Annotated in this window: 16 protein-coding genes; 10 read left to right on the top strand and 6 right to left on the bottom strand. The window is 45.7% G+C overall.

The features are described from left to right. Window positions 1-86: 86 nt before the first annotated feature. The 6 genes from BBD42_RS27280 to BBD42_RS27255 all read left to right on the top strand — a co-directional run bounded on the left by BBD42_RS27280 (window position 87) and on the right by BBD42_RS27255 (window position 7,983). Window positions 87-599: a hypothetical protein gene (locus BBD42_RS27280; protein ID WP_150131614.1), complete on the top strand. Its 513-nt coding sequence runs from the start codon at window positions 87-89 to the stop codon at window positions 597-599. Further along, window positions 599-3,316, top strand: a complete 2,718-nt coding sequence (locus BBD42_RS27275; protein WP_099520718.1) for a phage tail tape measure protein — start codon at window positions 599-601, stop codon at window positions 3,314-3,316. Before BBD42_RS27280 ends, BBD42_RS27275 begins: the two co-directional genes overlap by 1 nt. 21 nt (window positions 3,317-3,337) lie before the next feature. Beyond that, on the top strand, window positions 3,338-4,363 hold the full coding sequence (locus tag BBD42_RS27270; RefSeq protein WP_099520717.1) for a phage late control D family protein: 1,026 nt from the start codon (window positions 3,338-3,340) through the stop codon (window positions 4,361-4,363). Window positions 4,364-4,387: 24 nt separating this feature from the next. Continuing rightward, window positions 4,388-4,639, top strand: coding sequence for a hypothetical protein (locus BBD42_RS27265; RefSeq protein ID WP_099520716.1), 252 nt, complete (start codon window positions 4,388-4,390; stop codon window positions 4,637-4,639). Window positions 4,640-6,776: 2,137 nt separating this feature from the next. Continuing rightward, a complete protein-coding gene (locus BBD42_RS27260) occupies window positions 6,777-7,496 on the top strand; it encodes a hypothetical protein (protein ID WP_099520715.1) in 720 nt (239 codons plus the stop codon). 289 nt (window positions 7,497-7,785) lie between these two features. Then, window positions 7,786-7,983, top strand: a complete 198-nt coding sequence (locus BBD42_RS27255; RefSeq protein ID WP_099520714.1) for a hypothetical protein — start codon at window positions 7,786-7,788, stop codon at window positions 7,981-7,983. Window positions 7,984-8,683: 700 nt separating this feature from the next. Here BBD42_RS27255 and BBD42_RS27240 read toward each other — a convergent pair. Continuing rightward, the gene (locus BBD42_RS27240; protein ID WP_150131613.1) at window positions 8,684-8,971 is read right to left on the bottom strand and encodes a hypothetical protein; all 288 of its coding nucleotides are present in this window, start codon (window positions 8,969-8,971) and stop codon (window positions 8,684-8,686) included. A 157-nt stretch (window positions 8,972-9,128) separates the two neighbouring features. On the opposite strand from BBD42_RS27240, the gene BBD42_RS27235 reads away from it, so the two are divergent. Together BBD42_RS27235 and BBD42_RS31900 are read left to right on the top strand one after the other, a co-directional pair. Beyond that, a complete protein-coding gene (locus BBD42_RS27235; RefSeq protein ID WP_099520710.1) occupies window positions 9,129-9,935 on the top strand; it encodes a hypothetical protein in 807 nt (268 codons plus the stop codon). Window positions 9,936-10,094: 159 nt separating this feature from the next. Continuing rightward, on the top strand, window positions 10,095-10,244 hold the full coding sequence (locus tag BBD42_RS31900) for a hypothetical protein (protein WP_172455649.1): 150 nt from the start codon (window positions 10,095-10,097) through the stop codon (window positions 10,242-10,244). A 15-nt stretch (window positions 10,245-10,259) separates the two neighbouring features. Here the strand turns inward: BBD42_RS31900 and BBD42_RS27230 are convergent, their stop codons facing one another. The 5 genes from BBD42_RS27230 to BBD42_RS27210 form a co-directional block, all read right to left on the bottom strand. Then, window positions 10,260-10,469 carry a hypothetical protein gene (locus BBD42_RS27230; RefSeq protein ID WP_099520709.1) on the bottom strand — a complete coding sequence of 70 codons (210 nt, stop codon included), beginning with the start codon at window positions 10,467-10,469 and terminating at the stop codon, window positions 10,260-10,262. 598 nt (window positions 10,470-11,067) lie between these two features. Next, the gene (locus BBD42_RS27220) at window positions 11,068-11,733 is read right to left on the bottom strand and encodes a hypothetical protein (RefSeq protein ID WP_099520707.1); all 666 of its coding nucleotides are present in this window, start codon (window positions 11,731-11,733) and stop codon (window positions 11,068-11,070) included. 38 nt (window positions 11,734-11,771) lie between these two features. Beyond that, on the bottom strand, window positions 11,772-11,936 hold the full coding sequence (locus tag BBD42_RS31895; RefSeq protein ID WP_172455648.1) for a hypothetical protein: 165 nt from the start codon (window positions 11,934-11,936) through the stop codon (window positions 11,772-11,774). A gap of 46 nt (window positions 11,937-11,982) precedes the next feature. After that, complete coding sequence (locus BBD42_RS27215) at window positions 11,983-12,456, bottom strand: hypothetical protein (protein WP_099520706.1); 474 nt, start codon at window positions 12,454-12,456, stop codon at window positions 11,983-11,985. 24 nt (window positions 12,457-12,480) lie between these two features. Further along, window positions 12,481-13,038, bottom strand: coding sequence for a hypothetical protein (locus BBD42_RS27210; protein WP_099520705.1), 558 nt, complete (start codon window positions 13,036-13,038; stop codon window positions 12,481-12,483). 632 nt (window positions 13,039-13,670) lie between these two features. Between BBD42_RS27210 and rsmD the strand changes: the two genes are divergently transcribed. Together rsmD and coaD are read left to right on the top strand one after the other, a co-directional pair. Beyond that, window positions 13,671-14,264, top strand: a complete 594-nt coding sequence (gene rsmD, locus BBD42_RS27205) for a 16S rRNA (guanine(966)-N(2))-methyltransferase RsmD (protein WP_099520704.1) — start codon at window positions 13,671-13,673, stop codon at window positions 14,262-14,264. Next, window positions 14,251-14,754, top strand: a complete 504-nt coding sequence (gene coaD / locus BBD42_RS27200; protein ID WP_056038356.1) for a pantetheine-phosphate adenylyltransferase — start codon at window positions 14,251-14,253, stop codon at window positions 14,752-14,754. The genes rsmD and coaD overlap by 14 nt, the downstream gene beginning before the upstream one ends. Window positions 14,755-14,772 lie beyond the last annotated feature (18 nt).

The following is a 14,772-nucleotide window of genomic DNA, read 5'->3' as shown; positions in this document are numbered from 1 at the left end:
CGAAAGTAAGGAAAGTGGAATAAACGAAACTAGAAAGCAAATTGATGGGGCGGCTGCATGCCGTCCCTTTTCCAGAAAGGAGCACTATGAATACAACATTAACGGACCGAATCAAGAAACTGACGGCCTACTCAACGAAGCAAAATAACAAAATATCAAGCTCTATGAGGTTCAAAGGGACGGAAAAGCAGGGGAAGGTGCTGCAAGGCAAAATGGCGGACGTTCTGGCGACTCAATTAATGCTGCTTCACTCAATGCGGGAGCTTAAACGCTTCTTTTCGAACACATCGGCGGCGCTTTCTGCTTCCGATCAAGAGGGGATCGGGCTTGACGGCGGGCATGTTGCTTTGAAAAAGCTCATTCAGGAGCGGTTTGTCGTATTTGCGGAGTACGAACAGATGCTTGAGCAATTGCAGCTTGAAATTAGCGGTGATTCCATCGTAGCGGCGCTGTATGCAAAGCCTTTGGAGAGGTTGGTTCCGGCAGAAGCGATTAAGGAAATGGGCTACATGGTCGCGGCTGCTGCGGGATATAAGCCGTTCAAGCTGGAGCTAATCATTCACATGCTCGATGAAGCGGGCGAGAGCGAGGCGATTTAATGGCAGGTAAGGTTTACGACATAGCCTTTGAGCTCTCGGCGAAGCTAGAAGGCTCCTACAATACAATCATGAGCAAGGTGTTAAACAATCTAGGGGATATTGACAAGCAAATGCATGCCATTGGCGCGATGCGAATTTCTGGCGACATGCTCAGGCCTTTGAACGAAGGACTTCATGATTTAGAGCGGAATTTTCGGGAGATTCGCGGCAATCCGATGCCAAACAATATGCTCGGCAATATGAATGCGGAGTTGAAAGAGGCTTCCAAGGAATCCAAAAGCCTGCTTGATAATCTAATGCAGATCAGCCGTATTCGCATGCCCGGCAACATGTTCGGTAACGACATGCGGAACTATCTGCGGGACGTTGAGCGGCTTGAGCGAAGCATGCAGGACTTGCAGAACGCTGGCGGACCTTCTGGCGGTGGTGGCGGTGCTGCTGCTGGAGCTGGAATGGGAGGAAGGGCAGGCATGCTTATGGGCGGCGCTGCCATGGTCGGCGGTGTGGCTCTCGCTGCGGGCGCTGCTGGAGCTGCTGCGGGTGTGGGCATCTTCAACACAGCGGACGCTTATCAAAGCGCCATGGCTCAAATACAGGTCGGCACGGGCGCAGCGCAAGCGCAAATGGCTGGCTTGGGTGATACCATGGTCAACATTTACAACAAGGGCATGGGCGAAAACTTCATGGACATTGCAAATTCAATTGCTGCTGTCGAGCGGGTAACCAAGTTGAGCGGATCTGAATTAGAAGCGACCACGAAAAACGCCATTGCATACCGGGACGCATTCGGGGATGACATCGCGGAAAGTATCCGAACAGCCGACACAATGATGAAGAATTTCGGAATTACGAGCGATGAAGCTTATAGCCTGCTGGCCCAAGGTGCGCAAGGTCCACTCTCTAAAACAATGGACTTGCTCGACACAGCGAACGAATACAGCGCCTACTTCGCGCAGCTGGGCTTCTCAGCTAATCAGATGTTCGATACATTTGCAGCGGGCTTGGAAGCTGGGGCCTTCTCGCTTGATAAAGTGGGCGATGGCATCAAAGAGTTCGGCATTCGAACCAAGGACGGCAGCAAAGCTTCTCTGGACGCATACAAGTCACTTGGATTGAACGGCGCTGAAATGACAGCTCAGTTCGCAGCAGGCGGCAAGACGGCGCAGGAGGCGTTTTTAAAGACAAGCCAGGCTATTGCTGCAATAAAGGACCCGGTTGTCGCAAACGCCGTTTCTGTCCAGCTGTTCGGGACGCAGGCGGAAGACTTGGAGGCCCGTGTAGTAACGGCTATGACATCAGCGAGAAGCCAATTCGATATGACGAAAGATACTATGGGTGAAGTCGCCAAGATCAAGTATGGGACCATCGGGAAGGCCTTCGAGGGAATAGGGCGCCAGCTCCAAACAGGGCTGCTCCTGCCCCTTGCTAAAATGGCGCTGCCTTTACTGGATCAGTTCAGCGGATGGCTGCAGGACGTCTTACCAGCGGCGCAGAGCTCATTTAAAGGGCTGGGCAAGGTGGTTACGGACGTTGCGGGGGTTGTGGGCTCGCTGTTCAAGAATGGTTTTAATTTCGATTTCAAAGTGAAGGCTACCAATTTAATGAGCAGCTTGGGACTCGGGGCAGATGCTCAATACGAAATCATTGACTCGGTGGGCTCGACCTTTAGGTCAATCATGAACCTTAAAGACGGACTGTTGCAAGCGTGGGATACAATCAGCCCCCACGTAATGAAGGTGGTCGGCTCAATTGGTAAGATTGTTCAGCAGCTAATGCCGATCGTGTTTTCGATAAGCAGGACGTTCCAGCAAGTGAGCATGAAGGTTATCGCGGCCTTAACGCCAGTGGTTACCTACATCATGTCGAGGCTCTGGCCGATCCTATCGCAAATATTTGACTATCTGGCAACGGAGGTCATGCCTGCACTTTCTGGGGCGATTGCAAAAATACTGCCCAAGATACAGGCGATTGCTGACAAGATAGGCGATGTATTCGGCGTCATAATGATGATAATTAAGCCGGCTATAGACAACATCGTTAATCTGTTCAACATTGCCTTTCCCATCATTAAAGCCGTGGTCACAAATGCAATAGATGCAATCGGCGGAATTATTAGCGGCCTTATGACCGTGTTCGGCGGCGTTATTGACTTTGTCACTGGCGTGTTCACAGGAAACTGGGAAAAGGCGTGGCAGGGCGTCAAGGACATATTCACGGGGCTTTTCGAGGGTCTTGGGGCTATTTTGACATTCCCGATTAACGTAGCTATTGACGCTATTAATGCGGCGATCAGAGGCATTAACGGCATGAGCTTCACCGTTCCTGAATGGGTGCCGGGCATAGGCGGGGAAACGATCGGCGGAATGTCTATTCCGGAAATACCTAAGCTTCCAGGCTACGCGACAGGTGGTTACGTAACAGAGCCCCAAGTCGCTTGGGTTGGTGAGGGTAAGTCCAACGAATGGATTATCCCTGAAAACAACAGCCAGCGCAGCCGGGATTTATGGCAGTCTGCTGGTACGTCCATGGGGCTGCTGCCTCAAGGCGGTGGCGGAGACAATTTCAATTATTCTCCTGTCTTTCATTTCACGATTCAGGGCGATGGCGGGGAAGATATTGAGCAGAAGGTTCAAAGAGCCGTTGCGAAGGCGACAGCGAGTTTTGAACGGCAATATGATGCGATGATGGCACAGCGAAGACGTTTAAGAATGCAATAATCAAAAGACAAGAGGTGACACATGCAAGCGCGTAGAGCTGAGGTTTTAATTATTTACAACGGCAAGGACATCAGCGCCGACCTTGCGGAATCACTTATGGACCTTTCCTACACCGACAACCCTAGCGGGCAGCTTGATGATTTGCAGATAACGCTAGAGGACAAGGATCGCAAATGGCAGGGGGACTGGAGTCCGACAATAGGCGACAGCATAACAGCATCTTTGCGCACAATCAGCTGGGACAAGCAAAATGAGGTCAAGACGTTCCCGTTGGGGACATTTGGGGTCGATTCAGCGACGCTTAACGGCCCACCTGACACGGTGCAAATTAAAGCCCTGTCTTTGCCTGCCGGGACAACAGCGCGGCATGAAATACGCTCCAAGGCATGGGAAAAGGTACGGCTAAAAACAATCGCGGGAGATATTGCGAAGCGCGCGGAGCTGACGCTGCTGTATGAGGCTCCTGACAATCCGATCTATGATCGCTTGGAGCAAACAGAGCAGGCGGACATGCCTTTTCTGCTGGACCTTTGCACCAAAGAGGGCATCGCCGTCAAGGTCGCTGCGGGGAAACTCGTATTGTTCGATGAATCGGTTTATGAGCAGAAATCAACGGTCGCCACACTGACGCGGGGGACGGATAATGTCATCGGCTATTCATTCGGCTGGAGCGTCACAGAGGCGGCATACAGGGCTGCTCAGCTCGTTTACACAACGGGCGAGGGCAAGAAAAAGACTGAGGTTAAGGCTGTGTTCACTCCTCCGGGAGCTCCGGCAAGCGGTCCTGTGCTCAAACTGAACGAAAGCGTCAGCTCCGAAGCGGAGGCGCTGCGGGTTGCGAAGAACCGGCTGCGGGAAGAAAACAAGAACTACGGCAAAGCCAGCCTGCAGCTTCCAGGCGATATTCGCATGGCGGCAGGCCTGACCATCAACATCGTTGGCTGGGGCCGATACGACGGCAAATACATCATCGAGAGCGCAACTCACTCCGTCGGCAGCGGCGGCTATAGCACATCTATTGAAATTCGTAAGGTATTGGGGTGGTAACATAGTAGGAACGCTGTACAACGAATGAGCATCAACGTTGTGCGGCGTTCTTTTTTATTTGCTGGAAGCACCGACGAGGGCAACGAACGGGAATGCTGCGGGCTCACGCTGCAAGCTGCTTCCCTGCTCGATGTACCGGGCGAAGGCAACGGCGAGAGCAACGCCAGTGATTCGGATTTGGCAAAATCCCAAAACCGAAATTCGGTCAACCCGAATCGGGTGATCCGAAAATCAAACAATGACTCGGCGATTCTGCCGGCTGCTGCACCGTCATGAAATTCCTAATGGTCGGGGATCCAAAATGAAAATATCTTACAAACGTCAGATTGACGCTTGTGAATCAGAATCCTACATCTGTCAAATTGACAGGTATTAAAATCGATCAGGCTTGCCCATTTACGAGTCGTGAATTTCAAGGTCTGTTGTTCACTGGATGTTCAGCCCGTGGAGCTGGGGAGGCTGGAGCGCAAGCCTGCTGCGGTGTGCAGCCGTTCATTCGGTGTTCAAATTTGCCGATGTCGGCAATTATATGCGCTGACTTGAACATTCGGGCGATTGCATTTTCAACGACATCGTTGAATTTAAAACGGACGATGTCGTCCGAATATTCTCCGACATCGGGGAATTTGCTGGAGTTGCCCCGATTTTTCGGGTGAGTGATTTAACCAGCGTAATTTTGCGCCGGTCGGCTGCTCGCATCTACTAAACGGAAAATTCCGTTCAGCTATACTCAATTTGCGGACGGTTCATATTTAGCGACGTCGCTAAATTAACGGACGGCGTAGCGGTTCAGAAAACTCAAATTTGAATTGTCGGCGGCTTTGTTTATCACAATCCAAAATTGGATTATGAGCTGCGGCGTTTCGAAGCCACTCAGCAATTGTGCAGAGTCCTTCAACGATTCATCAATTTGATGAATGGATCGCAAATTGTGGTACGTGCCACGATATGATGAACTATTCTCCTTCAAGGAGATGGGTGTAAGTGAGAAACGCGCGACGTCGCGTGATTTGAGGAGTAGATCGAGAATGCGCAGACGTCTGCGGGTATGCTAGTGGTAACTCAAAATGATTTATTGCGTGAGCTGGGCCTCAAATTGATGTGAAGCTCTAAGCAATACGGAACTTCCGTATCAGTTCCACATGCGGCACTCATGGCGTACTTGGCGACGTCTCCAAGTTCAACGCTCGCCAAAACGGGCGAGCGTCAAAATGACGACTTGTGATATTCGGAGTTCGTCCCGAAAAATTGCGGAGTGAGTTAAATCGTACGATGTCGTACGATTTGGGCTGAAATGAATAGATCGGTGAAACGGGACGACATCGTCCCAATGCTTGGAGGTCAAAAGCGACGACATCGTCGCATTCGCATACTAAATTTTCAGAAAGTGCTAGGGGAGAGGTTGCGATGTCGCAAGGTTTCAGTGGCGATGTCGCCACTCGCAGCTATCAAAACGCAGAATTGCGTTGTGACTCGGCACGCTAAATGAACCGACCTGCTTAAAGTGGGTCGGTTAGCTTCCAGTCGCAGGAGGGAGGTTTCTATTCATATAACGGATAGCATGCATGGGGTGGGTCCAAACTTGGACTGAGTGCATACGGCTACCGGCTGCTCATTCTGCTGCTCATAATTCAGATGAAACGACCAATCTACCGTACTGGAAAGGGAATGCCTGCTGCTCATGTGGCTGCTCACGGCTCAATTTTGAGCTGTCAGAACTCAGATTTGAGGTTTGATGTTGGGAGTGGGTTTTACTCATTTTTGAGTAAAATGACTTTTCGCCCGATTTGGCGAGAAGCTTCAACCATCGGGAGACTCCCGGCAGGCCTGAGAACGCAGATTTGCGTTTTCTAAATTCAGCATGCGGGACCAGGCGCGAGCATTCTAACCTCTCGATTCAAAAGGTTAGGGGGCGCTTTGAAAGTACCACCTTATAGCGGCAACCGATTGCCGTTTCAGCGAGCTGGGCGCAATTTTGCGCTGTCCTGTTCGGCTGCGGGACCTTCATCAAATTGAGGATGGTTCAATTCGCGAGGCTGGATGCAGCCTGTTGCTGTCCATTAAACGAACAGCGTTGCCCGGCAGCAATCGCGGGTCCTTCTGGAGTTTAATTTCAAGGTGGGTGCTGATGAGCCCATTTTCTGGCTAGATTTATTTCAGAAAACTTACTTCCGCTTCCGCTTTTGAAGCCCGTAAAGGCTTGTGCTGCGTTTTCGGTCTAATGTAGGTATAAATTATCGTCCGATAATCGAAACGGCGTGAAACGGAAGCGCGGGGCTGTGCGGGCGCGGAAGTCATTCGGAATTGATAATGGATCGGAATTGGTTAAGGAGGAATTTGTTTCCTGTTGTCGAAGTGTGTTGCAAGGTTTTCACACATTCAATCTAAAATATCAATTTTGGAGGTAGGAATCTTGGAAATTTTATTAGAAGCTACTGATATTTTTGACTTAGATATTAGCAGGAAAATTGAAGAGAATATGATACTAGTGGGTGATCAACTAGAAAAAGAGCCTGAATATCAGTTGACAGTTAGCTTCCATGTGGGGCTTCTTGATGATGCAAGAATGGACGATATTGATGTAAAAATTAGCGAAAGGGAGAAAAATGAAACAAAGAAAGACAGGATAAATAACTTACTTCGCTTTCAATTAACCAGCATAGACAACTCCCTTTCTCAGCATGGATTTAACATTAGCTATATGTCCATAAGGGGAGAATTTTTGGAAGCGCAAAATATTATTAGAGTGCAGCTGGAAAAACAGGAGACTACTCATAATTCACATGATACAAAAAGAAAATCAAAATCACCCATGAAAATTAGGTCAATTATGCCTAGTTTGCCTTACATTCAAGATGTAACTGGGAAGTTCGCTTCTAAAAGATTAAACGAAATCTACTCAGAAATAAGAACGGCTATACATGATAAAAAAATATTGTCAGAAGCACTAGAAATTGATTCGACGGAAGATGAAAATATATTGTTTCAAGCATTTGTAAAACAGTATCACGGATTGTGGCTCAATACGAGAGAGAACGAAAAAGCTTTATTTGAAAAGTTGTATGGAAAAATAGAACGCGCTTTAGATAATCGCATTGAGCTAATGCAAGCATCAGATAAAAATGAATCATAGAATAAAATTATGCCTTGGAATAAGAATTGGCATAATCAACCGTTCCAATGATAAGCTGAGAAACTGGGGATGGCGTGGGTGATCTAGGGCTTTTTAATTTTCATTACAAAAGAATAAGCTGCAGGCGTGCAATCATGTCTCTCGCTCTGTCCTCGATTCTGCGCTGAATTTCTGCAACAAAACAAGGCGTTTTATCTGCATATCATTAGGAATAGAGAAATGGCACTGGAATGACCTTGCTATTGAAAAATATTGATCAGCTGTCGATAAACAGCAAGAGGTGAATGGAATGATAGATTTTTCAGGAGTACAGCCGGGCGCGGACGCCTTATTTGACAAGTTGATTATCGTGCTGATTGTTATGTTCTGCTGTGGTATTGTTGGGGGAATTATTTCGTGGTTTTTACCACGCTTCTTAATGCTTCCAGTGATTGGTATATCGGTAATGGCCGGCTTGCTTGGATACTTTAAATTCTTTTATGAATAATCATGTAGCTGTTTTGGAGTGAGATATTTCCCAATGTTTCAATACTCATACTTCAAAATTATATATTGGAGCTAACTTTTCATTTTGTTGAAAAAGCGACTGCTGAGTTCTCTAAAGTAGTTATCTCCGTGTATTTCTTTTAACTGCATGGTTACGTTCGAGCGCGATGGAGGCAAGGTGGAAGCTCGTTCAGGTTCCCAGCCTTTCCGTATTCGATAAATGAACGTAGCGTATGGAATTCCGTTCTGCTCAGCTCTTAGAATCAGTTCTTTAGAATACTTTCCTGAATCCCCCATACGCCTTCCGTGTTCCATTAGTTGTTCCTTATTTCTAATTGGTTGAGTAGCTGCTTTAATTTCGCTCCAGCCTTTATAAATTCGAGCTAACATTAATTCATAGGGTATTCCGTTTGATCGAGCAATTTCCCTAAACGCTGATCTGTTTGTGTATATTCGCAAAGGTTTTGTAATAGCTTTATCTTTTGACCAACCAAGACATCGAATGCGATCATTAACGTTATTCGCTTAATGTTGTTTGTCGCAGCTGCTTCGTACTCATCAGGCGTTATGTAGTAATCATATGGTTTGAACATGTGCCGGGTTCCCTTTCGGTAGTGCTTCTTATTTTCTTAAGTAAATAGAAAAAGCCGCAGGGATGCTTTCCCATACGGCTCGCGCTTATTATAGCACATAACTGCTGGTTATGTTATTTCTTCGTGGTTTGCGACTCCGCCAGTGATTAACAATGCTTCGAAAGAATTTAATGTTCTATCTGTGTCCATCGCGCAAGTAAGATCAACTTCTCTTCCGTCAGGATGATAAAATTCTAGAGGTCTAATGCGATATCCGTGTTTCAAGGCTAAATCATAGAAGGCAGGGAATTTTTCAGCCCCAGCAACAGCACGCTCTCTGTCGTCGCATTCTTCAATTGTAATGCCTGAATGAGAATCCCTGAACATGAATTTCACATCGAATTTTCCTGTTTCCAAGATAATTACAGCAATTTCATAAGTCCCGAATATTTTTCGATAAGCAACATTACTAATGAAAATCCCTCCTTATATACCTAGAAAATAATTTCGACACGAAAAGAGGGAATCCCTTCCTTTTGTCGAAAAGTAGATCTAACGTAAGTAGGAGGGGAAAATGAAATTTGTGAAAAAGTATATTAAAAACGTATATCTTTGGTTGTTAATTTCACCAGTTATTATTAACTATGGTTTATTATCTTGGCATATGCCAGGAGTTGTGGGTGGAGAGAAAGCATGGCTGAGCTTTTTTGGCAGCTTTCTAGGTTTAGTAGGAGCAGTATTAATTGCAATGCATCAGATGAAGGTGCAAAAAAATAACGAGATAAAGCGAGATCAGGTCAATAATAGATCCTATATTGTAATGAATGATTTTAATGCACCATTAAAACTAACTGGAATTATTACGCATGAGAATAGTAGATTAATTGATACAGAGGGGTATCAATATCTCTTGAAGTTGGTCCCAAAGAGTAAACAAAAGACCGTGAATGTCTCTTATTTGAAAATGTCTCACCACGGCAATCCAGAAGTAATATTTGATTGTGAGATACGAGTAGAATTAAGAGATCACCACAAAAAAAATCACTTAATAGACATTAATATTGGAGCTGTTGAAAAAGGAATAGAGGTATTTATTCCGCTCGTTCCCGAAGGGGTATTAGAGGAAGAAGAAATATATTTAGATAAGGTGACAATAAAATACAGTACACTTAAAAACGAGAGACTTATGTACACACAAGATTTAATTAAATTGCGTGAATCATTTATCTCAGTAACTGATGCTACTGTTATATTCGATCATGACTTGATTGGAGCAAAGTGGATTTTTCCTAATAAAATATCCCATGAAGAAAAAAATAATAATGGGAATTTAGATGCAATTGCAGAAATTCTAAAGTCAATTAAAGAGCCACCCAAATGAGTGGCTTTTTATTTTGGCGATATTTCGCGCGAAATAGTTGCATGTCTTATGAAAAGCAAATTTGAAAAATTCCTTGCTGAAGATGGTTTAGTATAGCTTAATTTGGACGATGTTCTGTGGAAATTTGTTTTGCAGCCTTTGACAATGGAGGCGTTTCTGATGAATAAGACCAAAGAAATTCAAGGAAAACCGGCAAAAAAAGAGAAGCCAGTTCCGCACTTGATAGGACGGACGTTCCTTAATGAGTTTTCGCTGGCTGATTATTTGAGAGAAGAAATACGGAGAAAGCTTTCTAAGATGGGCGGGTAAATAGCAAATGACCACCTAAATCGTGGTCATTTTTTTATAGGAGCGGAGAGCACTCTCAGCCCATCTTCGGTACAGGTATTCGCGTTCCTCTTCTGTGATTGGAGCTTTAGGGAAATACATTTCGATTATCCCGCATTTCCCTTGTACTTCAACCATGTGATATCCTTCTGGAACGCTTGAGTCATCGACGTGAATACACTCAGGCAACCCCTCTTCTTTTTTCAAAGTGTATGCTCCTTTTTAATTTAGTAGTTTTCATAGGGTGATAAATTTAGTAGGTGATTTTCAAGATTGCTTTCCTTCCAGCCAGTCGAAGAGTGCATCCCTGGACACTTTAATTGTTCTGCTCTTTCCCATCCTTATTACATGGAACGGAGGATCATTAAGAAGTTCGTACGACGCCCTTCTGCCAATTCTCAATATTTCTTGGACGTCTGGTTGTTCCAATGTAAGGGGATAATCTTCCCTTGATTTATTCAATGTAATCAGCTCCTTAAAATCTAAACCTTGATCTCTATTAATATATAATCTGATTCTATTGATATTATGCATAGTAATTAGAGATTGTAGTAGATCAGGAACATTGAGAGAAGGCGAGCGGTGGGTACGAAAAAGGAAGAAATAGTCCCGGCCACTTGATGACGAATTGATGACAAAACGCTTCATCAAGCATCAAAAAAAGCCCGAAACCATAAAGTAACGGGCGGTAGGACTCCATATATAGCAAGCATTTTCAGGCAAAGTCATCCAAGCTTAGGAATGCAAAAACACATCTCCCATGAATAGAGCGTCCCGAAAGGGGCGCTCGATTTTTTTGTTTATTTTATTTTACAGAAGCATTCTGAGCCATAAACCATATACCTGTTTCCTTTGAGGATTTAATGGTGTATACAATACCATTGCGCTCGGCAGATTTATTAAGTTTGTATAAATCAACATTGCTTTCCATCAAACCTAGCTCCTCAAAAATCTCTCCGCTTTCACTGGTTTCCAAATCAGGATTAGTTGCTCCAATTAAGGCTCCGAATGACAAAATCAAATTAGCCCCCGATTGCGGAGTACCGTCTCCAGCGCCCATAATAAGAAGCTCTTTAATAGCTCCTGTTTCTTTATTTACAAACCCATTGAGGTAGATGGAGTCAGTAAGCTGATGCTGAAAGCCTGAACCTTCTACTTTCAAAGACTTAACGGTAAACTTTGCCCCGAGTGCCTCGGATGCTTTATTGAAAGCTTTACGGAAACTCTCTACGTCTTGAGCCACGACACCTTCAGCTTTTGCCTTTTCGGTCTTCGAAGCTGCATCCTTCTTAGAGTCTGTTGCATTGCTCGCTGTTTCAGATGCCGCTTTGGTTTCATTTTTTGAACTTTCTACGTTTGTAGCAGTTGGAGTAGTGCTTCTATCTTTATTCAAATTGCTTACACTTCCTACGATTAGGACGATGATTAACCAGAACCACCATTTTGTATAAATCGGTTTTCTTTGCTGCATTTTAATTGCCCCCTAGGATCTCATTATACTCTTTTCAGCTATTCCGACTTGGACGATGCCTTATCGAGCTCGCTTTCATTACTTTTCGCCGAAGATGTGCCTGCGGAATCATCATCACGCAGCCTGCCATTAACAAGGCCAGCAATCAAAATGACGGTGATTACCCAGAACAACCATTTTTTATAAAACGGCTGGCTTTTCATTGTTCATGCTTGCTCCTATCGTGTATTCGTTATGAAATCATATAAATTAACGGTTTAGCTGGAAGGAGACTTCCAGCTTTTTCGATCCGGTTTGGGCTTCGCCTGTACTCGTTAATGCCATTTTACCGGTAGCGAGCTTAGAGGAAGAATTATCGTTCTGGACGACATCAACAAACACAGAATTGACGATCTGCGATTTAGTGAGTGCGATTGAGCAGGCATGCTGCACAAGCTTTTTCAGCTCTTGTTGATTGACGGTTAGCGTACCGAGCGTAACATGCCAAATACCAGAGTCATCCATACGTTCTTCCGTTATTTCGTATTCAGGCATCTGCGCTTCTGGTGAAGGGGAAAAGGATGTCAGCCGCTCCGCACTCGATGTTATTGAAGGGGGAGATGGCACTTCATCCGCTATTTGCGAATCTTTATTCCCCGTATAAATGATCCCAACCAGACTGCCTGCCACGAGAGCGACAATGATAAACCGGGTCTGATTGAACAACAGTTTTCTTCTTTTCAACAATACCGACTCCTATTCTTAAATCTACTTGAATTGCTCGCGAACCCCATTAAAAGCGGCCTTCATATCATCGCTAGTTGCGGTTGAAATGAACCCAAAGCTGAATTTATCTTCTATTATAAGGCCGATAAACTCCTTATCCCCGTCTCCTTTGACTAAGGTCAAGGAGCCTTTCGTTCCGTCTTTTTCATAGTCGACCGTTTTCACAACTTTCGGATTTAAAAAATGATCCTTCTCATCAATAACCGCAGATGCGGCAAATGCAAATATGCTTTGAACATCAGGATGCATATATTCCTGAGCAAATTTCTTTCTGGCCTCTACATCGGTTTCGTTGTAGTAGGAGTTAAGATAACCAAGCGTAAGCTGTTCACTTACGTTCAAGTCCTTTCCAGGCTCGGCGGTTGGTGCGGCAGTTGCCTCGGTTTCCGGTGAAGGAGATGCCGAAGTCTCAATCTTCGCTGTAGGGCTTGGTGCTGCAGTAGCCGCTTCATCCGAGGAGCATCCGCTCAGAACGCTAATAGCGACCGCTGTTAATAGGCCATAACTAATCTTTTTGTAAAATGTTTTTCTCGTTTGCAATATGTCCGCTCCCTTATCATTGTTTCGACACCAATATACTACAAAAGTTATGTTTTGGCGATATGTGGAAGGGGGAGTAGAGAGTATGGTAGTTTCTATCAATACAACTAGCTAGTCTGTGTATGCAAGGCTGATCTGGATCGATTTGAGTACCAAACGTTTTGCGTCTCCTGCCGGGAAAGTCGCCCTGATAAACGTGAACCTATATACCGAAAGGTCGCTCTACACACTTCGCTTCCGGGTTTTATTCCCTGCACAAAGATAGTTGGCGGACACAGCAGCAGCTATTTCGACAGAATCATGGGTAAAGGCAAGCCCGCGGACTCAGGGGACGTTAATACGCTGCAAATAGCCATTTTGACAGTATAGTGAGGGAGATAACGGATTTCCTGTCCACATACGGCAAAAAAACGGATCAAAAGCCAGAATAGCGGAACCTCAGTCCTCCAAAAAAAGGAGGCTGTACCCCGAGCCGCGTGGTGTCTGCAACAATTGCGGGCTGTGCTTTTTTTCCTTAGAAACTGTAAATTGGCGATAGTCGAGCTTTTTTGACAAAAGCTTCATCCTCTTTAACATCCCGCAGCAATTATGGTACGATAGGCGAGGATAGCGAATAAAGGGGGCATTTGGCAGTGAGAGTCATTGCGGGCGCAGCCAAGGGACGACCGCTGAAGGCGGTGCCTGGCAACAATACAAGACCTACGACCGATAAGGTGAAGGAAGCGATTTTCAGCATGATAGGGCCTTTTTTTGATGGGGGCGTTGCGCTGGATTTGTTTGCTGGAACCGGAGGGCTTGGCATAGAGGCTTGGAGCAGGGGGGCCGAGCGGACGATTTTTATCGATCAGGAGAAAAATAGCATCGACATCATTCGCCACAATACGCAGGCGGCCGGCATGGGGCAGGAAGCGGAAATTTACCGCAATGATGCAGAGCGGGCGCTAAAATTGCTGGAAAAGCGTGGAATCGCTTTCTCGCTTGTTTTTCTGGACCCGCCTTACCGAATCATAACGGCGGACAAGCTCATGACGTATATGGCTAACCATGGCATGCTTGAAGACGGGGCAACGATTGTCGTTGAACATGACGCAGCCCATAGCTATGAAGAGCAGTGGAACGGCTTTTTTCAACTGAAAAAAAACAAATACGGCGACACGACGGTAACGATTTATCGCTACGAGCCGAATGAAGCTCAAAATGGAGGACTTAACGATGCAGACGAATGACCAGATTCGCGTAGCCGTATACCCTGGAAGCTTTGACCCTGTCACTTTTGGGCATTTGGATATTATCCGCCGTTCGGCGAAGCAGTTCGACCATTTAATAGTAGCTGTACTTAATAACACGAGCAAAAATCCGCTGTTCAGCCTGGAAGAGCGCAAGGAAATGATCACTGAGCTGACATCGGACTTGACGAATGTTTCGGTGGAAAGCTTCCGCGATCTGCTTGTGCGTTTTATGAAGTCCCGCAACGCCAACGTGATTGTGCGGGGCATTCGTTCCGTGACGGATTTTGAATACGAGCTTACACTGGCATCGACGAACCGATTGCTTGATGAGGATATTGATACCATTTTTATGATGACCGATCCGAAATACTCCTATCTCAGCTCCAGCATCGTGAAAGAGATCGCGCAGTTTCAAGGTGCGGTGTCTGAGCTCGTTCCGCCTGCGGTGGAGAAGCGCCTGACTGAGAAGTACAAGTCGAAACAGTAGAGGTGCTTGGCTTAATTA

Origin of the sequence: Paenibacillus sp. BIHB 4019, assembly GCF_002741035.1 — a bacterium.
In the GTDB taxonomy this organism is placed as follows: domain Bacteria; phylum Bacillota; class Bacilli; order Paenibacillales; family Paenibacillaceae; genus Pristimantibacillus.
This window is presented reverse-complemented; position numbering and strand designations above follow the sequence as displayed.